This is a genomic window from Paenibacillus sp. FSL K6-0108 (assembly GCF_045040695.1).
In the GTDB taxonomy this organism is placed as follows: domain Bacteria; phylum Bacillota; class Bacilli; order Paenibacillales; family Paenibacillaceae; genus Paenibacillus; species Paenibacillus pabuli_B.
In genome coordinates this window covers 2,550,347-2,573,499 of sequence record NZ_CP150288.1, presented here as the reverse complement: position 1 = coordinate 2,573,499, position 23,153 = coordinate 2,550,347, and the positions used below count along the sequence as shown (strand labels likewise).

At 45.8% G+C, this 23,153-nt stretch carries 16 protein-coding genes; 9 read left to right on the top strand and 7 right to left on the bottom strand.

Annotated features, from left to right (window positions below; translation table 11 throughout):
• The first annotated feature begins 509 nt into the window (after positions 1-509).
• Both MHB49_RS11875 and MHB49_RS11870 read left to right on the top strand, forming a co-directional pair.
• Positions 510-2,252: a methyl-accepting chemotaxis protein gene (locus MHB49_RS11875; RefSeq protein ID WP_247903111.1), complete on the top strand. Its 1,743-nt coding sequence runs from the start codon at positions 510-512 to the stop codon at positions 2,250-2,252.
• A 46-nt stretch (positions 2,253-2,298) separates the two neighbouring features.
• The gene (locus tag MHB49_RS11870; protein ID WP_405156246.1) at positions 2,299-6,006 is read left to right on the top strand and encodes an amino acid adenylation domain-containing protein; all 3,708 of its coding nucleotides are present in this window, start codon (positions 2,299-2,301) and stop codon (positions 6,004-6,006) included.
• 106 nt (positions 6,007-6,112) lie between these two features.
• Here MHB49_RS11870 and MHB49_RS11865 read toward each other — a convergent pair whose 3' ends face one another.
• Positions 6,113-6,733, bottom strand: a complete 621-nt coding sequence (locus tag MHB49_RS11865; RefSeq protein ID WP_405156245.1) for a TraX family protein — start codon at positions 6,731-6,733, stop codon at positions 6,113-6,115.
• 51 nt (positions 6,734-6,784) lie between these two features.
• A complete protein-coding gene (locus tag MHB49_RS11860) occupies positions 6,785-7,282 on the bottom strand; it encodes a GNAT family N-acetyltransferase (protein ID WP_405156244.1) in 498 nt (165 codons plus the stop codon).
• Between the two features lie 204 nt (positions 7,283-7,486).
• On the opposite strand from MHB49_RS11860, the gene MHB49_RS11855 reads away from it, so the two are divergent.
• From MHB49_RS11855 to MHB49_RS11840, 4 genes are read left to right on the top strand one after another with little or no spacing between them, the layout of a single operon-like run.
• Positions 7,487-8,932 (top strand): spore germination protein, encoded by a 1,446-nt coding sequence (locus MHB49_RS11855; RefSeq protein WP_405156243.1) that lies wholly within the window; start codon positions 7,487-7,489, stop codon positions 8,930-8,932.
• Positions 8,929-10,080, top strand: coding sequence for a Ger(x)C family spore germination protein (locus MHB49_RS11850; protein ID WP_405156242.1), 1,152 nt, complete (start codon positions 8,929-8,931; stop codon positions 10,078-10,080). The genes MHB49_RS11855 and MHB49_RS11850 overlap by 4 nt, the downstream gene beginning before the upstream one ends.
• Before the next feature lie 43 nt (positions 10,081-10,123).
• A complete protein-coding gene (locus MHB49_RS11845) occupies positions 10,124-10,330 on the top strand; it encodes a hypothetical protein (RefSeq protein WP_405156241.1) in 207 nt (68 codons plus the stop codon).
• Positions 10,331-10,344: 14 nt separating this feature from the next.
• Positions 10,345-11,466: a GerAB/ArcD/ProY family transporter gene (locus MHB49_RS11840; protein ID WP_405156240.1), complete on the top strand. Its 1,122-nt coding sequence runs from the start codon at positions 10,345-10,347 to the stop codon at positions 11,464-11,466.
• 7 nt (positions 11,467-11,473) lie between these two features.
• Here MHB49_RS11840 and MHB49_RS11835 read toward each other — a convergent pair whose 3' ends face one another.
• A complete protein-coding gene (locus tag MHB49_RS11835) occupies positions 11,474-11,947 on the bottom strand; it encodes an RbsD/FucU family protein (RefSeq protein WP_405156239.1) in 474 nt (157 codons plus the stop codon).
• 295 nt (positions 11,948-12,242) lie between these two features.
• Between MHB49_RS11835 and MHB49_RS11830 the strand changes: the two genes are divergently transcribed.
• Entirely contained in the window at positions 12,243-12,671 is a 429-nt protein-coding gene (locus MHB49_RS11830; protein WP_405156238.1) for a MarR family winged helix-turn-helix transcriptional regulator, read from the top strand.
• A gap of 31 nt (positions 12,672-12,702) precedes the next feature.
• Complete coding sequence (locus MHB49_RS11825; protein ID WP_405156237.1) at positions 12,703-14,022, top strand: MFS transporter; 1,320 nt, start codon at positions 12,703-12,705, stop codon at positions 14,020-14,022.
• A gap of 107 nt (positions 14,023-14,129) precedes the next feature.
• Here the strand turns inward: MHB49_RS11825 and MHB49_RS11820 are convergent, their stop codons facing one another.
• The 4 genes from MHB49_RS11820 to yicI all read right to left on the bottom strand — a co-directional run bounded on the left by MHB49_RS11820 (position 14,130) and on the right by yicI (position 22,017).
• Complete coding sequence (locus tag MHB49_RS11820; protein ID WP_405156236.1) at positions 14,130-15,431, bottom strand: MFS transporter; 1,302 nt, start codon at positions 15,429-15,431, stop codon at positions 14,130-14,132.
• Between the two features lie 178 nt (positions 15,432-15,609).
• On the bottom strand, positions 15,610-18,522 hold the full coding sequence (locus MHB49_RS11815; RefSeq protein ID WP_405156235.1) for a glycoside hydrolase family 3 C-terminal domain-containing protein: 2,913 nt from the start codon (positions 18,520-18,522) through the stop codon (positions 15,610-15,612).
• Positions 18,523-18,542: 20 nt separating this feature from the next.
• Positions 18,543-19,556: a phosphotransferase gene (locus tag MHB49_RS11810; RefSeq protein ID WP_405156234.1), complete on the bottom strand. Its 1,014-nt coding sequence runs from the start codon at positions 19,554-19,556 to the stop codon at positions 18,543-18,545.
• A gap of 142 nt (positions 19,557-19,698) precedes the next feature.
• Complete coding sequence (yicI, locus tag MHB49_RS11805) at positions 19,699-22,017, bottom strand: alpha-xylosidase (RefSeq protein ID WP_405156233.1); 2,319 nt, start codon at positions 22,015-22,017, stop codon at positions 19,699-19,701.
• Between the two features lie 172 nt (positions 22,018-22,189).
• Here yicI and MHB49_RS11800 point away from each other — a divergent pair, with 172 nt between their 5' ends.
• Positions 22,190-23,104 carry a helix-turn-helix domain-containing protein gene (locus tag MHB49_RS11800; RefSeq protein WP_405156232.1) on the top strand — a complete coding sequence of 305 codons (915 nt, stop codon included), beginning with the start codon at positions 22,190-22,192 and terminating at the stop codon, positions 23,102-23,104.
• Positions 23,105-23,153: the final 49 nt, after the last annotated feature.

Sequence of the window (23,153 nt, the reverse complement as noted above, 5' to 3'; positions counted from 1 at the left end):
TCACCTGTGTCCTGGATCCTGCTTATGTAAATTCTTGGTTAGATTCTCCTTCCTGATCTCTTATTTGTGAGACAGAAAAAAATCCGTTTTCTTTCGTTTTCACTATTTTTTCAATGTTTAAGGATGTTTTTTAACCCACCATGTTATAGAATACAGAATGAAACTAAAAAATGGGAATTTTTCTAAATAAACAGTTCTAAATACCTAAACCTGACTTTCATATGTCCATAAATACGTAAATTATTAAAAAAGTTTTAACAAAACTATTCAATTTGACGACATTTTATACGACATATTAAGTATAGATGTGTTTTAATAATTAGACACCTATGGGTATCCAGGTAAAATTATCTCTATATATAGCGACCAGAAACCCAAGACCATGGTCGCATATTTACCTTTGGAGGGGATTAGGAAATGACTTAATTTGCAACAAAAAGATATCAGCATATTATCAATTCAAAGAAGATCAGGAGTGGACTTTAGTGAAATCATTAAGTTGGAAAAGTATGTCTTTTTTCTCCAAAAATCTGTTACTTTCATTTACTAACATTATCATCATTGGCGTGGCACTTATTGCCAGCAGCTATTACTTTCAAAAAACAATCCTCGTAGATCAGCTACATGGTCAGGTCGAACAAATCACCAAAAAGTGGGCGGAAGACATTGATTCAGCCGATGTGCAGGCAGCTATTACAGAAGGAAGTTATGACGGAAAAGCACAAACCAAATTGCGTGCCTATTTTGATGAAATGCAGCAATATTACCCTAACATCGCACAAGCCTACATCTTTGGCGTTGAGCTCGGTGGAGATAACAAGCGTTTAACTTCCCTTGTAGCTATGCCAACCAATTTGAAGGAAGCTTTCCAGAGTGAAAATGTAAATATCGGCGACATGTATGAACAGCCTGTTGTTGTGGCAAATGCACTGAAAGAAATGTTGAATACCGATCGTCCGACGTTCACCACATTCTATTCTGACGATTTCGGAACCTGGACAACCATTGCTTATCCGATCAAAGATAGCAACGGCAAAATTTACTCTTACTTTGCAGTCGATGCAGACGCATCAGCAGTACCTGCCGGATTGAATAAATTGCTCAAGAACGGAATTATCATCCTGGTAGCGTTCTTGCTGTTGTTCCTGATTATCCAATATCTTGTTGTCAAAAATACACTTTCCCCTATCCGTCATCTGATCAAAGGGATTGATGACGTAAGTCGGGGTAATTTGAATGTCAACATTCCAACAGGCAAAGACGATCTTGGCATTGTGAATGAAAAGTTTAATACCATGGTTCGCAAAATTAACGATACCATCGTTAAAGTGCAAATCACTTCGCAAGAAGTTAACGAGTCTGCCAAGGAACTGTATGAAGTCTCCGAGAGAAACAGCGAGAATGCGGATTCCATTAATACCAACGTTACTCAGATCACATCCAACATTCGTGCCCAGGAACAGGCCACCCGGGACAGTGCCCGTGCTATGTCCGAGATGGCTATTGTCATTCAGACGATTGCCAGCAGTTCGGCGAGTGTAGCTGATGAGGCTTATGAGATGGAACGTCGATCCCAACTAGGAAACAGTGTGGTCCGTCAGGTATCCGAACAGATGAATCTGATTACAGAATCGGTTAAAAATACCGCCTCTGCGATTCAGGTCCTGGAGAGCCGCTCTCAGGAAATCGGCGATATTCTGAACATCATCTCAGGCATTTCCAGCCAGACAAACTTGCTTGCACTGAACGCATCCATTGAAGCAGCGCGTGTTGGTGAAGAAGGTCGAGGATTCGCGGTTGTGGCGGGTGAAGTACGCAAACTTGCTGAGCAGTCGGAACAAGCCACTAGCCAGGTTGCTGTACTGATCCAGGAGATTCAGGCCGAAATTAGACAAGCCGTTCGTGCAATGGAACAAGGAACGTCTGAAGTAGATACCGGACTCAGCGTGGCTGATCAAACGGGTCAATTGTTCGAAGAAATTCTGGAAGCAGCCAAGAAAGTATCGAATCAAATTCAGGAAGTATCCAGCGCTACAGAAGAAATTTCAGCAGGCACAGAAGAGATGACCGCGACTGCGGATGATTTGTCTGCAAGTGTGAGTAAAACTGCTGACAACAGCGAACAGATTTCTTCATCCGTTGACGAGCAAAAAGCTTCTCTGATTACACTAGTTGATTCCTCTACTCGTTTGAACACCATGTCTGAGGAACTGCAAGAACTGATCTCGCATTTTAATGTAAGCAAACTATAATTCAACCCAAAACTTGAACGGTTTGAACCAAGGAGGAACAACTGAAGTGGTCGAAAATCAATCATTATCTCACCAAACAGTGGAATCTGGCCTGCCAGTTCTTCAGATTCCACTGGATTTTGGGCGCCGTCAACAATCATTCACTTATGAGTCTGCTCATATTTCACTCGAATCGTCCCTGAGTCGGGAACTGCAACAAAAATTCGGCTCAGAGGGCTTGTATCCAGCATTATTGTCTGCGTATGCAGCATTATTGTTCCGTTTATCAGCTGAGCAGGAACTTGCCATCGGCACACTGGCTCCCGATCAAACAGCTTCTTATGTGTTATTACAGATTCAAGGCAAGTTAACCTTTAAAGAGCTGATTCATCAGATTTCAGACCAACTCCAGCTTCATAACACGCTCCAAATGGGAGGCCGTCCGGAAACGCTGTTCATGTTTAACAGTGTACAGCTGCCTAAAACACCCCAGTTGTTAAATTGGAATATTCGTAATGATCATAATATGCTCACGCTGGATCTGTTCTATGACAGTTCACTTTTCAAAGAATCTACGATTACAAGATATGCAGAGTATTATCAGACTCTTCTTCTGGCCATGTTGCGTGACCAAGGTAAAGCTATCGGCACAGTGGACATTTTATCCACTTCAGATCGGTTATTATACCGAGAGATGAATGATACCACCGTTCTCGAATCGGAGCATCAGACCATTCATGGCTGGTTTGAAGCAACAGCAGCTGAATATCCGGAATCTCCGGCAATTACTTCATCAACGGGTCGATACACCTATAGAGAATTGAACGAACGTGCCAATCAGGTTGCCCGTGTGCTGTTATCCAACGGGTTGCAAAAAGGGGAATTCGTCAGCATCTATATGGAACGGAGTCTGGAAACAATTATTTCTTTGCTAGGTATTCTCAAAGCTGGCGGAGTATACGTTCCTGTCGATCCTGAGCATCCCCAGGAACGCAACAGTTATATTGTCGAAGATACAGCTTCATCATTTGTCCTGACCAAAGAGTCCTCTTTACCTGAAGCTTCACGGTTATTCTCAGGAATTACTACCGTTCGCCAAATCCTGGCCGTGGATGGACGCCTTGCCGGATTTGCAGCAAGCAACCCCAATTTGGATATTCAACCAGACGACCTGGCGTATATTATCTATACCTCAGGATCTACTGGCAAACCCAAAGGTGCGCTAATTGCCCATCGGGGTGTTACCAATCTCGGTAGTGTGGTGCAGCGAGATTGCGATATTGAACCAGGTGATGTATTAACCCAGTTTGCTACATACAGCTTCGATGCATCAGTGTGGGATACGATTGGGGCCTTGTTCTACGGAGCAGAGCTGTACCTGTTGTCGGCGGAAGAACGTGTATCCGTTGAAGAATTTGCGAGTGCAATTGAGCGCACAGGCACAACCATTATTACGATACTGCCAACCATCTTTTTCAACCAGCTTGCTTCCTTCCTGTCTGATGAAGGCTTCCACAAGCTGAGCAAAGTCAAAATCATTACAGTAGCTGGAGAAGCACTTTATGGTGAACAAGTTCGTGCGTTTCAGCGCAAATTCGGCAACCAGATTGATATCGTCAATGTATACGGGCCTACGGAATGTACGGTAGCAACTGCGACCCACCGAATTAGTGAGCAAGTTCCGGAAAGTGTCGTTAACATTCCAATCGGCAGACCGATTCATAACTATAAAGTGTATATCGTTAATGAAGAACAGCAGCTCTGCCCTGTAGGCGTCCCTGGTGAGGTATATATAGCAACACCAGCACTTGCCAAAGGTTATCTGAATCAGCCGGAGCGTACAGCGCAGTCGTTCATTGATAATCCATTTGCCATTGACGAGAAGATCTATAAGTCTGGCGATATTGCCAAAATGCTCGATAGCGGACTGTTGGAATATGTAGGACGCAGCGACTCACAGTTAAAAATCCGGGGCCACCGGATTGAGATTGGGGAGATCGAGGATCATTTTGCTCGTCTTGATCAGGTTCAGGATGTTGCCGTGATTCCGAAGAAGGAATCCGATGGTCAAAACATGCTCGTAGGATACTTTACATCCAAAGATGGCAATACAGTTTCCGTTGCGGATATTAAAGCGGAGTTAACGGCTAAGCTTCCTTCCTATTTTGTACCTAAATGGATTTGTCAGCTCGATGAAATGCCGATCGCACCGACAGGCAAAATCAATCGTAAAGCGATGGTCACCATGCCTCACGTAGAGCGTCATGAAGATCGGCCTGATCGGGTACTGCCGGAGACGGAAACTGAAGCGATTATTCTGGAAGCATGGAAAGAAATTCTTCAGCATGATGACTTTGGTGTGGAGGACAGCTTCTTCGCCATTGGTGGCGATTCTCTTCGGGTCATCCATGTGCTGGTCATTCTGAAGCCGCATTATCCACAGCTAAAAATTGCCGACTTTTTTGCAGAGAAAACGATTCGCGCTTTGGCACAACGTGTGGAGACATTGTCACAAGCTACAGAAGACAGGGCCCAATCCCCGATGCAACAAGGCGTAATCACCCAACTGTCAGAACATCCTGTAGAGCTGAGTTCCCAGATCGGATATCCAGAAATTTTGAATCCCGAGCATGTGCTCTTGACCGGGGCTACCGGATATCTTGGATCCCATGTGTTGCAGCAGTTGATTCTAACTTCGAACACACGCATCTATGCTCTTGTTCGCCGCCCGGCAGACGGAACCTCTGCGATGGAACGACTGTGCAGCGTCATGAAAGGTTACTTTGGACCGGAACTGCTGCCACTCCTCACATCCCGTGTCGAGATAATCGAAGGCGATCTGGAGCAACCGAATCTCGGTCTTTCAGCCGAGCAGACGACTTATGTGCAAGAACGAATTGACCGTGTGATACACTGTGCAGCGGATGTACGTCATTTTGGGGATGCAGCACAATTCGCCAAAACCAATGTAGATGGAACCATCGCATTGCTTAAACTCGTTCGCAACAAGTCGGGTGCTTCCTTCCACCATGTGTCCACAATGGGCATACCGGAAGATCTTGCACTCAGTGGTCAGTGGGAGTCCTCATTGCAATATGATCGCTTCCCAGCGGATCTGCACGTGGACAACCTGTACTCGGACAGTAAGCTCGAAGCCGAGAAAGTGCTTATGATTGCTGCTGAAGAAGGTGTGCCTGTGAGCATCTATCGTGCAGGTAATCTGACCTGTCATTCCGAGACGGGACGTTTCCAATCCAATATTGATAGCAACGCCTTTTATCGTATGATTAAAGCGATGTTATTGCTGGGCAAAGCTCCGGCAGCCGACTGGATGGTTGATTTTACACCGATTGATTATGCAAGTCAGGCGATTGTACATCTGGCATTACGTCAGGACACAGCAGGACGTGTATTCCATATCTGTAATCCGGAGCCTATCAGCTATGATGATCTGATTCGTTCTGTGAATCGGGCAGGTTATGAAGTGGAGACTCTGCCTTTTGCAGAATATACCAACTGGTTATTCGATGGCAGTGTTAGCAAGGACTCTGAGGCGCTTCAACTGGCGATCGCCCAGCTTGAAGGAGATGGTGCCAAGGATTCTGCATACGTCTATGCCTCTCCTGTAACAACTGCCTATGTGGAACCAGCTGGCATTACGTGCGCCAAAACGGATGATCGTTTCATCTCGAAAATGTTGGAACATGCCATCGAGATTGGCTATTTCCCTAAGGCTGTCCGACCGCAGTTTGGCAGTTCTCCAACGGTGGAATAGAAACCCATAAAATGAATGAATGCATTATTGCATTAATGAATATAAAGAAGCCGCCTCAACGTCAGTAATGACGGATAAGGTGGCTTCTTTCTTCGTGAAAACTTCTTTAAATCCAGCGGATCAGAGCAATGACAGCCAAATGTGCAGGATAAAAATAACGCCAAATCCAACGCGGACCTTTCAGACGGAACCCTGCGTTATAATATTGGGCAATTGCAATGCCTACGGTAGCAGCCACACTGTACATCTGAATTGAGCTGCTGTGCAAATAAATATACAGCACATTTAAGAGCAGATGAGCCATTACCAGTACGGGTCCCTGGAAGTAACGGAACAGCAATACAAGCAGTAAGCCATACATGCCGTAATCCATATGGGTTATCTCCATAACCAAGCCTGCTCCGACGACAATTGGAATTCCCAGCATACGAACCGTAAGTTTATCGAGCATGAGCAATACTAGCAAGGCAGAACACAATGTCCATACCACATTCAATGAAAAATGATTAAATGCCGCCATAAACGGTAATTGAGAAATCACTGCAATCCAGAACAACCGCCATATGTATTTTTGTACGTTACGAGTATGTTTATAACCCATATAAACGGCAAAAGCATAGATTGGAAAAGCAATCCGACCAATGATTCGCAGTTCCCCTACCTGTGGATAAAAGACGGCTCCTATATGATCAATCAACATCGTGACCATGGCTATCCATTGCATCATTTTGTGCTAATCCCTCCTGCTTATCCTGAACTTCAGGGCTCCAAGTCTTTCTTATATTTGAAGTTCATAATACATGAAATTGGTGTCCAGCGTATAGCCTTCCGATTCATATAATGCCTGCGCCTTTTTGTTGCTTATCGCTGTAGAGAGCACGATTCGCACAGCTCCACCCTCATCTCCCAATCGTCGTGCAGCTTGCAGCAACTTACGCGCAATTCCTCGCTGGCGATGATCCGCATGTACGTAGAGATCATTAAGTACCCAGATTGGCCTCATGGACACTGAACTAAAGCTGGGATACAGCTGTACAAATCCACCAAACTCATTTGATACAAGTTTATCCTTCAAGCTGCTTTTATCTCTAAGGTCGGTATTCATTTCCAATTCTGCGATCAAAATAACGGATTCATTGCCTTCCATTCGTTCTTTAATATATTCACTCGCTCCGTTCAGATCTGCTCGTTGATCGTAAAACATTCTGTACTCATTGAATAACTGTGACACCCCATTAACATCGCCAAGCTCCGCACGTCTAATCCGATACCCCATCTTCCCTCAACTCCTTATATAAAATGTCTACTCGCTTTTCCCCCTCTTATATTAAGCCAAATTCGACGTTTTCCCATTCACCATCTGCATCAAAGTTTGTAATATATTTCGATAAGCCAAACTTAAAAGTATATTTCATTGGAAGCGTCGCACACTATAGTCAGATTAAAGACTCAGCATCCAGCATAGGGAGGCGAAACTGAAATGGAAAAAGACAATATCTATGAACAAGTTAGGGCCAATCTGTTGGGTGTTGCCGACATAATCTATCAGCCTTTTCAAATCGGACCTTTCCATTGTGAACTCATCTATATTCAATCCATTGTGGATACCCCTACCATGCGGGAAGCCATCGTCAAACCACTGCTTGAGGAAGCCTCACGAAATGAAATAGATCATCAATTCATTACCCGTGTCTTGACCGGATCATTTTTCACCCTTAACAGCCACCACTCGAAATCAGCAGAAGCGACAGTGGATGATATCGTTTCAGGTAATGCAGCATTGTATATCGAAGGTATTTCGGGCATGATCCACTTCGCTCTTCAAAATTATCAAAGGCGTTCCGTAGCGGAATCAACCAACGAAGTTGTGATTGTTGGCCCTCAGGAAGCCTTCATCGAAGATGTTCATGTAAATATGTCACTGCTTCGGCACAAGATTAAGCATCCTGATTTTAAAATGATCAAGTACACCGTTGGAAAGTATACCAAAACTGAGGTGTTCGTTGTCTATATCCAAGGGTTATGCAAGCCAGACATTTTGGAAAACGTATTGGAAAGTCTTGGTAATATTGATATGGACAGCAGTTTGGGCGTAAGTTATCTATCTGAATTTCTGGAGGACCACCCTCTCTCTCCTTTCCCACAATATCAATATACCGAACGTCCCGATACGGTGGCTGCTGCACTGGTCGAAGGGCGGATTGGGGTCATGCAGGACGGAACACCGTTTTCCCTGCTCATTCCCGTAACCTTTTTCTCTTTAATGCAGTCTTCGGAAGACTATTATCAACGATTTTATTCTGCATCCTTTATCAGGATTATTCGTCTGCTGTTTGCTTTTATAGCCTTCCTGCTGCCATCCTTTTATGTGGCTGTTACCACATTTCACCCGGAAATCATTCCGACCAACCTGTTGATTACGATCGCTTCTGCTAGAGAGAACATCCCCTTTCCCGCCCTCATTGAAGCGCTCATTATGGAAGTGACCTTTGAAGGTTTGCGTGAAGCGGGGATTCGTATTCCAAAGCCGCTGGGGCAAACGGTGTCCATTATTGGCGGGATTGTTATTGGTCAGGCGGCCGTACAGGCAGGAATTGTCTCTGCACCATTGGTTATCGTCGTATCCATCACTGGTATTGCCGCCTTTATCATCCCACATTTTGAGCTCGGACTGGCCTTCCGTCTGCTTCGTTTTCCAGTGCTGTTTATGGGAGGAACGCTGGGTCTGTTCGGCATCGTGATCTCGATCTACCTAATCTATTGGTATATGGTCAGTCTTCGCTCATTCGGCGTTCCATACATGCAGCCCTTTGCTCCTCTCGTACTGCGTGATATCAAGGATACCATCGTTCGTGTGCCCTGGTTCCTGATGAAGCAGAGACCAACAGCTTACGAAGATGCTAATAAAAAAAGGCAAAAGACATGAAAACATTAATAATTACAATTAAACTAAGTGTGGTTTGGATATGCGTTTTACTTTGCAGTGGCTGCTGGTCCAAAGTGGAGATAAATGAACGTACGTTTATTACGACCATGTATGTGGATAAAGGAGAAAAGCCAGGTGAAATTGATATTTCACTAAGTATGCCACTGCCGAACCGCCTCTCTCCGGAAGGAACGGGAGGACCCGGGAAAAATCCATATGCTCTCGTTTCGGCTACTGCATACACCATTGCTGATGCCATGGAGAAAATCCAAACAGATCTCACACGAAAAATTTCCTGGGGTCACACACGGGTAGTGGTGTTCGGTGAAGCATACGCCAGAGAAGGAATTCAGGATACGATGGAATGGATCTCACGCGAACCCTTGTTCCATCTTAGCAGTTACGTCATGGTTGCCAAGGGCAGAGCCAGAGACGTGGCTGATCTGACACCGGTTTTCGAAGAAACACCCAGTGATGTGTTAAGGGAATTTGCAACCGAAGAGAACATGCTAAAGACACAAATGCTCAGTGTACTTATGGCTGACAAAATGAATCAGGGCTTTGTCGCCCCCTTACTGGAATCAAAATCAACCGCGATGGCAAGTGAAGATAATAAACGAAAGCAATGGACCAGCCAAGTAGGGGGTGCTCTTTTTAAACAGATGAAGATGGTCGATTCGATCTCTGCCGATGAAACAAGGAGCATAGCCTGGGCCAATCGTAAATTGGATACCTTGGCTGTCTCTGTGGTAACCGAGGATGAAAAAGCAAGCATGACGGTCTATAATACGAGTTCCAAAATCAAGGTTAGACTTGTAAACGGACAGCCTTTCTTTGATATCACTTTACGGGGGAAAGCAGAACTGAATTCTGTAATTCCGATTCTCAAAGTGAAAGATATTGTGGGCGTGAAACAGATTGAACAAAAGGCCAATGAGAAAGTGAGTGCCTATCTAACAAATGCGATAAAGAGCGGCCAACGAAAAAAAGCCGATGTTCTGATGCTTGGTTATCGTTTGGAATGGGCATATCCTCGCATCTGGGAGCAGTTGCGTCCCATTTGGAATGAGTATGTCAAAAAAGATTTGCAGTTTAACGTGCATTCCCAAATTAACATCCAGTTCGTGGGATCGGAATCCAGCTACTGATCGGAACAGAGGAAAGCATCAGGCCACTTTAGGAGGTAAACCAATGATTGCTGTTGTTTTGTTTGCCGTACTGTACATACTCGAGTGGCCCATGATCAAGTCCAGCAAAAAGGAAATGAAAAGGGCCTATTTCGTTCTGCTGGGGATATTTCTTCTGTGGAACACATTGGCTGTCTCTGTACCGGGCTGGCCTAATCCCAATGATGTCATCAGGCTGGTCTTTGGCTGGGCAGACCGCTTATTTGGCTAAGAAAGGAGTACGCCATGATCAAATTGTCTGCCGGACAAGCGTATCGTTTTATGTTTGTATACCTGTATTCCGAACCCATTGCATTCCTTCTGCAGCGCTTGTTCAAAATGAGCGGTTATCAAGGGTGGATATCCGTCCTTGGCGGGTTTGCGATCAGTCTGATCCTTCTCTTTTTCACATACAGATTGGGAGCGGTTAACCCGGATAGACCCTGGATTGATTTTGGTGAAGAAATTGTGGGCAAGGTCGTTCACAAGCTGTTCCTCGGTCTAATTGTGTTACTGTGCCTGTATCTGATATCCGTTGACGTAGAGAATTTCATCGTTTTTCTGCAGTCCATGTACTTACCCGAGACTCCCATATGGCTGACAGCAACTATAACCATTTTATGTATCAGCTTCTCTGCGCGCTCAGGTTTGATTACCATTGTCTATTTATCAGAGGGCATATTTCTGGTACAAGTCTTTGCGTCTACCTTTCTCATGCCTGCTGTATCAGGCGGGGGCAATCCGGATGTACTGCTAGCCATGCTCACTCACCATGATCTGAAAGAAATTTTCACGGGTTCGCTATCAACCATGCCCTGGTTTTCCGAATGGATGATGTTCCTGTTCCTCGCCCCTGCCATTGCTTTCAGGCGGCCGCTTTTACGAAGTATGTTATTTGCAGGCTCTACGCTTGCATTATTCATTATCGTGTTCTGGATGTTTACTTTAATGAATTTTGGACCTTACGAAGCCAGCAGTCTTCGCTACCCTTTGCTGGAAATGATACGTTTTGCCCGTTACGGTGATTTTCTGGATAACCTGGACCCTTTCCTGATTGCCATTTGGTCTACAACTATGTTTACTCGCAGTTCGTTTCTGTTATACGTAGCATCGATTTGTCTTGCCAAACTTACCGGAGTTCGAAAGGATAAAACGGTCGTCTACCTGCTAGCAGGAACTGCGGCGTCTTTTGTCCTTCAATATGCGAAGGACGCTGCTTCGTACGAAATGGCTATTCGTTCCTATGCCATCGCTACATATGCCGTGATTATTGAGTGTATGCCCATATTTTACATGATTGTGTACTGGCTCCGTTGTTTCGGCAAAGGCAAAAAGGCGAACAAAGCATCTGCTGCTCCGTCGCCGTAATTTGGATTCAGTTTGATTCAACCTTTTGAATTTGCGAGTATTGATCCTCTTCAGGAAAAATGACCCCTTTTTTCAAAATCAAATTGGCATACTGCGCACGTTCACCGGTTGCAATGATTGCATAGGCGCGGGAAGCCCTTTCATAAAAATCGAAACGTTCTTCATGATCAAAAGGATCGGCAATGCCCTCATGCTCAAGGATCAGCCTGCGGTAATCTTCCCAAATAATGGGCACTACCTGATCTCCCTTGACGACCTGCATAACGGTTGCTGGCCGCTCAGCGTATGTATCCAGCGGATACAAGCTCAAAATGGCATCCAGTAATTCCACGGTACCCAGTCCATCACAGCGAATTAGCCGCTGGGCATGACTCGCTGCTGGAAAGTTGCCATCAGCCAGTACCAGTTCGTCCCCATGACCCATTTCGGACATTAATTTCAGCAGTTCCGGAGGTAATATTGCGGGAATGTTTTTCAGCATACTCAGCTCTCCTCAGTCAGCTCCAGAATCAGCTGGAGCAGATTCGTCTTTGTAACCTCGCCCTCATGTCGTCCAATATCCGCAATACAGCGGCATCTCTATTTTATCAGTGTTTACCAACGTTTGCATTTCATTATTCGTATCAAATTACTCCACTGTCGCTTTACATAGATAAGAGTTCGTATGGCGATGATAACTTCATAAATCTGTTTTGACAAAATTAATTGTTTGGCATATAGTTGTTATAACAAGTAAATGAATTGAGACTATTTTAACGAAAGAAAGAGAGGATTATATGGAGGCCGACTACTCACTCGATCAATCCATTGGATTCATGCTTGGCATGACCCACCGCAAGGCGTCTGCTTTACTGGCCATACGATTCAAACCCTATGATATTACGACAGAGCAATTTTCCGTACTATTCAATATTGGAAGAGGCGAAGGCGTGAATCAGAAGGAGGTCGCCAATCGCGTTTATAAGGACCAGCCCACGACTGCCCGTATTATTGATCTGTTGGAAAAGAAAGGCTTGGTTGAGCGCCGAACCAGCGAACAGGATCGCAGAGCCTATTTGCTCTACTTGACCGAAGATGGAAAAAGATTGCTTGACCAGCTTGTTCCGCTCGAAAGAGAAATGAATAAAAATCTTACTGAAGGTATTTCCGAAGACCAGATGGAAGCATTTAGACATACTCTCTCCCTCATGAACGGCAACCTGTAACGAATTTGACACCAGGGGGAATGAACAAAAAATGAAATCACAATCATCGCAAGTCAAACTATGGACCACCGATTTTATCCTGCTCATGTTATGTAACTTTCTACTCTTTTTGCAGCTTCACATGATTGTATCCCCACTGCCTTCCTATGTGCAGGATCGTTTTCATGCCAATGCCTTTGAAGTCAGCCTCTTCACTTGTCTTTTTGCCCTTAGCGCCATTGCCGCGCGGCTCTATTCAGCCAAAGCATTGGAGAAGGGCCTTCGCAATGCCATGATCTATATTGGCCTGACAGTTGCCTTACTTGCTACACTAGGATATTACTTTGCCGCGGGGATTGCAGTGCTGTTATTGCTGCGCATGGTGTTTGGTATCGGATTCGGCATGAGCAGCACGGCTTTCCCAACGATGGCGTCGGATATTGTACCCGTGAAACGGATGGGCGAAGGTATGGGCTATTTCGGCCTGTCCACAAGTCTGGCCATGTCCATGGGTCCCATTATTGGGGTTACCGTTCTCCAAGGTGCCGGGTTCGTGACACTCATGTTATGTACGGCAGGTGTTATTGCGGTCATCTATCCACTCAGTTATTCACTGACACGCAAGAAAGCTCGCAGGGTTAATAATGAAACGGTTCCAACTCCAACCGTTGAAACAGCTGCGATATCAGGCACAAAGGTAAAAACACCTTTTAACCGCAAGCTGATTCTGCCAAGTGTACTGAACTGTTTACTGTCCATCACCTATGGCGGACTGGTGGGATTCATCGTTTTGTATGGTAAGGAAGTCAACCTGGCTAACCCTGCCCTGTTCTTTTTGTTCAATGCTCTCGCTGTATTGCTGGTCAGACCATTTGCAGGGCGGATCTATGACAATAAGGGTCCAAAAGCGTTACTGATTCCCGGAGCGATATTCATCGCTGCAGGACTGATCATACTCTCATACGCTACTTCTATGTCCATCTTGTTTGTCGCTGCATTTTTATACGGAATTGGATATGGTTCCATACAGTCCTCCATACAGACCTGGATGATTCAGATCGTCTCTCCTTCACAGCGCGGAATGGCTAACGGTATGTTTTTGAATACGCTGGATCTGGGAATTGCTCTCGGCGCACTTCTGCTGGGCGCTATTGCATCCATAACCAGTTATACCGATATGTATCGTTATTCTATTATGTTCATCATCCTATTTCTCCTAATCTACCTTGTTCAAGGAAAACGAAATGGAAGTTTTGCAGTGCCCGTGCATCCGATATTGTCTCATACACATATCCCCGGGCAGGATTCCAATCAGCAGGAGCATGCCGGGACTGTTGTGAATGACACACCTGCTCCGCGAAAAGATAATTGATGTAACTGATGCAAATACGTTCTATCCTTTCCAAATCATTAAAATGCGTTTACTCTGTGAGGAAAATCACCTACCTTCAGAGTAAACGCATTTTTTATAAACTTAAATCAGAGTGGACTTTTCTTTCTGCGCCTTGGCAGATAACCACTAGGCTGTTTGACTTCATCATAATCACGCTCACGATGATTTTGGCCACTGCCTGATGTGGGCTGATTTCCCTTATCCGGTTTGACCGCCAATAACGTGAGTAGCCCCCCCACCGCACCGGACGCGGCTAGTATGCCAAACAGAAGGAAATGGTGTGAAGCAATCAACAATGACACGACAGGAGGACCTAGAGACACGCCGATAAAACGCATGCTGCTGAACAAGGCCGTGATGGTGCCCCGCTGTTCCTTGTCCACCCCTTCAGTAACCATTGCATCCAGACATGGAAGTGCTGCCCCTATTCCTGCTCCGCCAAGGGTGAACAAACCTACAACCACATAAATGTTGTCAAAAAGACCAATCACGCCAAGAGATACCGTTAAAACAGCCAGTCCAATAAAGCCAAGCCATTTCATCCGTGTCTTGTTTTTCCCTATCCATTTTCCTGCAAAAAAAGAAGCCAGACACAAGGCTGCCAGCGGTATTGCAAGGACAAGTCCTTTCATAACCCCTTTTAATTTGAACTCCGATTCCAATGTCTCCGAGAGATAAAAGAGCACACCAAAGAGAACAAACATGCAAATACCGCCAATCGCAAAAATGGCATATAGCCAGCGACCTTTTTCTTTCAGCACACTGCGGATGGAAGCAACAAACTCGGGAAAGCTGTGTGGCTCTTCTTTCCTCTTGGGTGTTTTGACCAGGAAAATAACGAGGACCAATGAAAGCACACAGAGTACCGGAATAGCCATAAAAGGCAAATACCAGATCCAGACAGCCAAAGCCGCACCCAAAATCGGACTTAGTACCTTGCCGAAGGTATTCGAGGTTTCAATAATCCCAAGGCTTTTACTTACCTCGTTTTCATCATCGAACATATCTCCAACCAATGGAATGACAATGGGAAAAGCCCCTGCCGCTCCAATCCCCTGCAAAAGTCTGCCACCAAGAATGGTCCAGTATGCCGCATTTCCATTCAGCATCCAGGCTGCTCCTCCTGCTACCGCGCCTCCTGCAGCTGCAATGATGAGACTGGGAATAATGACGGCTTTCCTGCCGAAACGATCCGACAGATATCCTGCAAGTGGAATGAGCAGGATTGCGACGACCGCATAAACCGTAATTAACATGCTGACCTTGAATGAGGACACTTTCAATTCACGCTCAATTTGCGGTAGGATGGGAATCAGCATAGAGTTGCCCAGCGTCATTATTACCGGAATGGAAGCAAGTGCGACGAGGTCCCACTTTTTATCGTTCATGCCTCAACCACCTTTACAGAATCAGAAACAACAACGTTATTGTGGGTTGTTCTGCAGATGAATATACGGCATATGTAAAAAAGGTCACTTGGGATGACAGCGCAAAAAGGCTGTTGCACTAAATTCAGTGTCAGGACAGCCTTTTCACTATCATTCATGAAGATTAACAAATCAACATTTATTTCAATACAAATTGCTGAAGAGCTGCACCGCCCTTGAAAACGATGCAGAGCTGTTCAATCTCACGCTCTACCTTCAGGGAACAGCGAACTGTGCTCCACTGAAGATTCTTTGCGTTGACCGTTCCAGCGGAACCTGGAACGACACAAGTGCCGAGCAGCGGGCCTTCTGGACCTTCCACCCGAATTTCCAATTCGCCACCCTCTCCAAAGGCTGCCACCCGACCTTCAAACTCACTAGCTTGCCGGAAAGCATTGTCGTGGAATGAAAGCCAGGAAGAATGGCCTTCACGATACAACGGTTCGCCTGAAGCAATGGCACGGACGGCTGAACGACCTTCCTGACACTCATCCAACAGAACGCCTGCATACGCATCGTAATTTTCTGCAAACGTAGGCAGATTTAGCGCTCGCGCAGGAATGGTTTCACCCTCAATGTGAATTTCTGAGGTCTGACGAATATCTGCCGAGGAACGTCCAGCCATTATTGACCAAGTGGCGGTTTCAAGACAATATCTGTCACGAGTGACATCCCATAACGCCAGTTTCTGCACAGGAATTTCGAAAGAAAGATTTTCCACAGCGCCTGAGGCAAGATGAATGCGCCGGAAACCGATCAACTGACGTTGTGGTCTCTTCACCCGTGAGGTATGAGCGTGCCCATACAGCTGCACCACTTCATCGCTGGCACGTTCCCCTTTGTTCTCGACTTGTACTTCAATCTTTAGCACATCATCTCCGGAAGATCCCTGTGCCCTCTCTACTCGAAGCGCCTTATACTCAAAATCCGAATAGGTCAATCCATGACCAAAGGGATACAGGACTGGACCTTCATGATACATATAGGTTGTACTGTTATGAATAACGTCATAATCCATAATGTCAGGGAGCTGCGATTCATCCTCATACCATGTCATGTTCAGTCTGCCAGCAGGAGCATAATTTCCGAGCACCACATCTGCAACTGCATTCCCCAGTTCCTGACCTGCATGCGTCAGGTATACGATTGCCGGAGCTACATCTTTCAACTCCTGCAACGCGAATGGATAACTGCCCACAATGACAACGACCGTATTAGGGTTCACTTGGCATACTTCTCTTACCAGTCGGGCCTGCTCAGGCGGAAGCAGCAGGCTTGGGCGATCAATTTCCTCTTTGCCATTAATATAGGGGCTATTACCAACAACAACGACAGAAACGTCGCTGTTCTGTGCAGCTTCTTTTGCCTGCTCTATGCCGTTAGCAATAACGTCCAACTTAAACACAACAGGTTCCTTCGTCCCTTCGATGGCATTCGGATTGCCAGAAGCACTCATGTCCTCGTCTTTTTGTTCCGAAGTTGGGGACAGCACAAGTTGCCCCTGATGTTCATCCAGCACGATCGGCAATCCATTCCAAGTACTTAACGTGCTGCTGCCATCTGCTTGTGAATCCACCTGTACCACTTCCTTGACGAACCAGCCACCAATCTCCGGCGCATTCGCCTGATAGATGCCCTGTTCGGTTAACGAAACGTAGCGATTATTCTTCACACTTCGCAGCGTATGACTTCCCCATCCCCAGTCCTGATGAATGAATTCTGCGGCTTCTGCACTACCTTCCGGCACCGCTATAAGCTTTCCTTCAGCCCCAAGCGAGATTACCTTGCCATCGGCTGTCTTCAGGCTGATGCGATCATTCCCATCGGTAAATGATACTTCTGCTCCGGCAAGCTGCTTGCGCAGTCCTTCCAAAGCCGTAACACGATAAGGCAGTGTGCCGCTGTACCAATCAGTATAGACGACATCCGCAAGGGGACCAATTACACTGACCTTCTTCAATCTATCCGATTGAAGAGGAAGCAGTCCGTCATTTTTAAGTAAAACGATAGACTCCGCTGCTGCTCTATAACTTAATTTGGCATGTTCAGGCGCACACAATACCGATTCTGATATCGAAGCATACGGATTAAGGCCCGTTTGATCCAGTTGTCCAAGTCGCATCCGCACGCCAAAAATATTGCGAATGGCCCGGTCAAGATCCTTAACCTCCAGCAGGTTTCGCTCAAGTGCCTCTTCCAAGGCAGATACGACTAAGTCAACCTCGTCTGTCAGACAGTCCACGCCTGCCTTTAATGCCCCTGCTGCCGATTCTGCATGCGTGGCATGATAACCGTGATAATTGACCGTCTGGGACAAATCTCCCCCGTCACACACGATAAATCCAGGCATGGCCCACTCACCCTTGACCACATCATTCACATATGGACTTTCAATGGCTGGTGTGCCGTTGATCGAATTGTAGGCTGTCATCATGGACAAAGCCCCGCCTTCTACGAAAGGCGTCTCGAATGCTTTTAAATAATATTCACGCAAGTTCCGTGGATCGATACTGGATGAACATTTCAACCGGTCCTTCTCATTATTGTTGGCAAAAAAGTGCTTCAGCGTCGCTACCATTTTCAGATAAAACGGGTGGTTACCCTGCATGCCCTTCACAAGAGCGGCCGACATCTCACCTGTCAGTACCGGGTCCTCACCATAGCCTTCTTCCGTTCTGCCCCAACGCGGATCCCGTTCCAGATCAACGGTTGGCGCCCATAAGGTCAATCCGTGACGCTCGGGTGCACGATGGTGGTATGCTCTGGCTTCATCTCCGATGACAGAGCCAATCTCGCGCATGAGCTTTGTATTCCAGGTGCTCGACAGACCGAGCGGCTGCGGGAAAACGGTAGCCTCACCGATCCAGGCAACCCCGTGAGCCGCTTCACCTCCCACATTGTAACCGGGAATTCCCAAGCGGGGGACTGCTGCTTCGCGTGTAGGAATTAATCGAATTTTCTCCTCCGTTGTGAGACGCTCAATCAAGTCATTTAATCGTTCTTCTAAGGGCAAAGTCGCGTCCCACATCGGATATTGATGATATTCATTCATTCTAAAACCCTCCTACTTATTCAATTAATTTCGAGTCTCTTCCACTCTTCCAGTAGATTCAGTGTCCGCTCACAATACTTCTGTCCTGCCTCCGGCTGATCAACCTGATGTTGATGGACATAGGCATTGAAATAAGAGGACAATATGCGATAGGCAAGAAGACGTGCCTGTCCCTCATTAGACATATCCTGTGGTCTTCCATACCCTTCATGAAAACCAGCAGATGATTCTGTCGATAAAATAGCCTCAAACTGCCTGTCCGCAAACATGGAACGATCCCCATCAATGATGGCGGCAATGTTTAGCTGCCCCTTCTCCTCATGGACAAGCACGTTGGCTTCCCACAGATCGTTATGAACAAGAACCGGAACAGTTACCTGATCAAATAAACCCTTATTTGTTATGAACATATCTGCGATTTCTTCCCCCACACCTGGCATATACCCCACTTGTGATGCTTTGAGTGCCGTCTCTTCTGCAAAAGAGTGCAGCACCTCGGACCAATGTTCCGAGCCTCTAATCGTCCCATCACCTTGCGGCCAGCCAAACGTTGCACCCTCAATCTGATGCATGACAGCGGTATACGCGCCGAGCTGATGATTTAGACGCTCTTTATCTGCTTCCGAAATCGATGGATGATCCAGCTGCTTACTGGGGATAAACTCCATAAACATATAGGTTCTCGGAATGATTGATCCGCTGTCATCACAGGCAATAATGTTTGGAGCGGGAATGCCTGCCTTACGGTAATATTCATAAACAACAGGTTCAGCAGACATCATTGTGCGCTCAAACGAGAATAGCGGATCACTTGCTGAACCGGATGGCATATCCCCCTGCTCTGGTGCCAAACGTAGTATCACATCTGCGTACGATGCATGTTCGAGCTGAATCCGATACGTTGTATTAAAAAGCCCACCCTGCAAAAGTGCAAAACTCTTCACGATGGTAGCGGTTCCAAAAGTATTCTCTACCAACCGATGCAGCATCTCTGCTGTAATGGTTTGGTGTAAACCTGAATTCGTTGTACTCATTTGATATATAATCCCCTATCTTTATCTGTCTCTAGCAACTAAATGATACTACCATTTCTTTGCTAGAACCATACTTCCATGGCACGACAGTAGACAAACAGACGGCACCTTGCGGCACCGTCCTTATGTCACCCAATAAATATTACAGTTGAATTGTAAGCGAGCCAGCACCTGCTGCTGCTGTAACGACAACACCATTTGCACCAGACGCTTGGGAACCGCCCTCTACGCCGGATACACTCTCGATGCCGCGCAGCACGAGATTCCATGGCTTGCCTGCACCTTCAGCACGAACTTCTAGAACAGAGCCGTTACGTGATACGTTAACAACCAGCTCCTGCTCAGCACTTTGATTTACAACCACCGCTTGAGCGGAGTTACCGTCAGCCAGTTCGAACAAGTGAAGGGACACGTTATCCGCAAAGTCATAATCCGGTTTGCTATCCACAGCACCAACAGCAATCAGGCTGTTCGGCTTAATCATCATTGGCAGTGTTTTGAAGTTATGGTTTTCGCTAACCCAGCGTCCACCTTCAACTTTGGTACCTGTCAGATAGTTGGTCCATGTACCTTCAGGCAGGTAATAACGCACATCACCCTCCTTGTTGAAGATTGGAGCCACCAGGATCGAATCACCAAACATGTATTGCGTATCCAGGCTGTATGTTGTTGGATCGTCAGGGAAATCCAGCAGCATAGCGCGCATCATCGGAATACCTTTTACAGTCGACTCCACCGCAGAATTGTAGAGATACGGCATCAAGCTGATTTTGAGTTTGGTAAAGTCACGAACAACGTCCACGGATTCCTCGTCAAACAGCCAAGGCACACGATACGAAGTGCTTCCGTGCAGACGGCTGTGAGAAGATAAAAGTCCGAATTGTACCCAGCGTTTGTATACGTCAGGGGTTGCTGTACTCTCAAAGCCACTGATATCATGGCTCCAGAATCCGAAACCGGAAAGTCCAAGCGAGAGGCCACCACGAAGTGATTCAGCCATGGATTCATACGTAGAAGAGCAGTCTCCGCCCCAGTGAACCGGGAATTGTTGGCCACCTGCTGTTGCCGAACGTGCAAACAGGGCAGCTTCATTCTTGCCAATCTTCTCTTCAAGCAATTCAAATACAGCTTTGTTATAGAGCTGTGTATAATAGTTGTGCATTTTAACCGGATCAGAGCCATCGAAGTACACGACATCTGTCGGAATTCTTTCACCGAAGTCTGTCTTGAATGAATCGACACCTTGATCAAGCAGAACTTCCAGCTTACTCTTATACCAATTAACAGCATCCGGATTGGTGAAATCAACCAGAGCCATACCCGCTTGCCACATATCCCACTGCCATACGCTTCCATCTGCTGTTTTTACCAGGTAACCGTTCTCCATGCCTTCATCGAACAGATAGGATTTTTCTGCAATGTATGGATTAATCCACGCACAGATTTTGAGTCCTTTCTCTTTCAGACGTGCAAGCATGCCTTCCGGATCTGGGAACATCGCTTCATCCCATACGAAATCAGACCATTGGTATTCCTTCATCCAGAAGCAGTCAAAGTGGAATACAGACAGCGGAAGATCACGTTCAGCCATTCCATCTACGAAATGGTTAACCGTTGCTTCATCATAATCAGTTGTGAATGATGTTGTCAGCCACAGCCCAAATGTCCATGCCGGTGGAAGCGCTGGTTTACCCGTTAATTTCGTGTAATTATCAAGTACATCCTTTGGATTGTCACCGCCGATAATAAAGTAATCCAACGTCTCTCCTTCTACGCTGAACTGCACTTTGGATACGTTCTCAGATGCAATCTCATACGATACGCGTTCGGGATGGTTTACAAATACGCCATATCCTTTATTGGACAAATAGAAAGGAATGTTCTTATAGGACTGCTCACTGCTTGTACCGCCATCCTCATTCCAGGTGTCTACGATTTGACCATTTTTAACAAACGGTGTGAAGCGCTCCCCGAGTCCGTAAATGTATTCACCAATGCCGAGATCAAGCTGCTCGCGGAAGTATGCTTCCTTACTCGGACCTGTAATGTAACCGGCCGCTCTTTGACCACTACCTGTAATCCGTTTTCCTCCATACAGGAAGCTTACGTCCCAACCGTTCGTTTTATCGATTTGAACTTCCAGATTGCCGCTTTTCAAAACAGCGCCTTGTTCATTTTTCGAGATGTTAACGTTTGTATCTTGATTGTTAAGCTCAAATACAGGCCCTTTTTTTACTCCGCCTTTATGATGATTCAAGGTTACACGAATAACGTTAGGCATAGGTGAGCTGTACGTTGCTTTAAGCAATGTACCGTTCAGAGTGTCGCCTTTGGTACGAATATATTTAGTTGCCGCATATACGGTCAAAGAATCTTCTTTTTGCACAATATCACGAATGTCAGTCGGGTTTTGAATGTGGTACCCTTCACGAGTCATCCAGAATCCATCAGTAAATTTCATGTTTTCTTTCCCCCTTCGGTTATACTATAATAATATTGACATTAATAACGAATTTCTTCTCATATTTTGACCAAATATATCACGATTCTGATATTTCTTATCCGTTTCTTTATAAACACCACCAATCTATGGGAACGTTTACATTAATAATGATGCAAAAGGAGATTCTCATATGGAACGTGAACGATTACGGGAAGACCGGATTCACGGCAATGCCATGTATCCAGTTAGTGTGTATCCAGATATTCAGCAGTTGAACGGCGACAGCATTCTCGATTGCCACTGGCATGACGAGATGGAGTTCACCATGGTGACTCAGGGCAGTGCTGTTTTTCAAATTGATATGAACACGGTAGAAGTTCAGGCAGGAGAAGCCATTTTTATCAATCGGGGGGAAATTCACGCAGGTTATCTAAAAGGAGATGTCCCTTGCGTTTTTTCATCCATTGTATTTAATCCAGAGCTGTTAGGCAGTCGGACGTTCGATGCTGTACAGGAGAAATTCGTTGGCCCACTCGTGCACAAAACGGTTCTCCCCCCTTACCATATCCAAACCGATGAAGCGTGGGGACAAGAAATTATTTTTTATTTGAAACGTATTTTCGCCGATCATGCCTCCGGGACACCAACCTGCGAGATGACAACAAAAGCTTACCTGTACCTAATATTTGCGCAAATGTTTGAACATATGAGACCTGCTGCACTAAAAGGAACCGTTCCATCTGGCAGTCATGATAAAGTGGAGCGTCTTAAATCAGTGTTAAGTTATATTCACAAGCGTTATCCTGAACCCCTCAAGTTAAAAGAACTGGCAGATGAAGCCAATATGAGCGAAGGACACTTTTGCCGCTTTTTCAAACAAATGGTGCAGAAAAGTCCAGTCGACTATATCAATTATTATCGCATTTCGCAGGCCTGTGTTCAGCTTGAGAATACCGATCACAAGATTGTGGATATTGCCATGGATGTCGGGTTCGAACATTTGAGCTACTTCATAACAACATTCAAGAAACACAAGAACATTACCCCCTCCCAATATCGCAAAATGTTTTATGAGAAAGTGGAGATGGAACCTGCTCTGGTTTAAAGCAGATGCAAAAAAGGTGCTACAGCCGTTCCGCTGTAAGCACCTTCTT

What these genes read in the sequence shown, in the direction of transcription:
- MHB49_RS11850 (WP_405156242.1), top strand. Translation starts at nt 8,929, where the DNA reads ATGAAAACATTAATAATTACAATTAAACTAAGTGTGGTTTGGATATGC.
- MHB49_RS11825 (WP_405156237.1), top strand. Translation starts at nt 12,703, where the DNA reads ATGAAATCACAATCATCGCAAGTCAAACTATGGACCACCGATTTTATC.
- yicI (WP_405156233.1), bottom strand. Translation starts at nt 22,017, where the DNA reads ATGAAATTTACTGATGGATTCTGGATGACTCGTGAAGGGTACCACATT.
- MHB49_RS11860 (WP_405156244.1), bottom strand. Translation starts at nt 7,282, where the DNA reads ATGGGGTATCGGATTAGACGTGCGGAGCTTGGCGATGTTAATGGGGTG.
- MHB49_RS11875 (WP_247903111.1), top strand. Translation starts at nt 510, where the DNA reads ATGTCTTTTTTCTCCAAAAATCTGTTACTTTCATTTACTAACATTATC.
- MHB49_RS11810 (WP_405156234.1), bottom strand. Translation starts at nt 19,556, where the DNA reads ATGAGTACAACGAATTCAGGTTTACACCAAACCATTACAGCAGAGATG.
- MHB49_RS11840 (WP_405156240.1), top strand. Translation starts at nt 10,345, where the DNA reads ATGATCAAATTGTCTGCCGGACAAGCGTATCGTTTTATGTTTGTATAC.
- MHB49_RS11835 (WP_405156239.1), bottom strand. Translation starts at nt 11,947, where the DNA reads ATGCTGAAAAACATTCCCGCAATATTACCTCCGGAACTGCTGAAATTA.
- MHB49_RS11800 (WP_405156232.1), top strand. Translation starts at nt 22,190, where the DNA reads ATGGAACGTGAACGATTACGGGAAGACCGGATTCACGGCAATGCCATG.
- MHB49_RS11855 (WP_405156243.1), top strand. Translation starts at nt 7,487, where the DNA reads ATGGAAAAAGACAATATCTATGAACAAGTTAGGGCCAATCTGTTGGGT.
- MHB49_RS11845 (WP_405156241.1), top strand. Translation starts at nt 10,124, where the DNA reads ATGATTGCTGTTGTTTTGTTTGCCGTACTGTACATACTCGAGTGGCCC.
- MHB49_RS11865 (WP_405156245.1), bottom strand. Translation starts at nt 6,733, where the DNA reads ATGATGCAATGGATAGCCATGGTCACGATGTTGATTGATCATATAGGA.
- MHB49_RS11815 (WP_405156235.1), bottom strand. Translation starts at nt 18,522, where the DNA reads ATGAATGAATATCATCAATATCCGATGTGGGACGCGACTTTGCCCTTA.
- MHB49_RS11830 (WP_405156238.1), top strand. Translation starts at nt 12,243, where the DNA reads ATGGAGGCCGACTACTCACTCGATCAATCCATTGGATTCATGCTTGGC.
- MHB49_RS11820 (WP_405156236.1), bottom strand. Translation starts at nt 15,431, where the DNA reads ATGAACGATAAAAAGTGGGACCTCGTCGCACTTGCTTCCATTCCGGTA.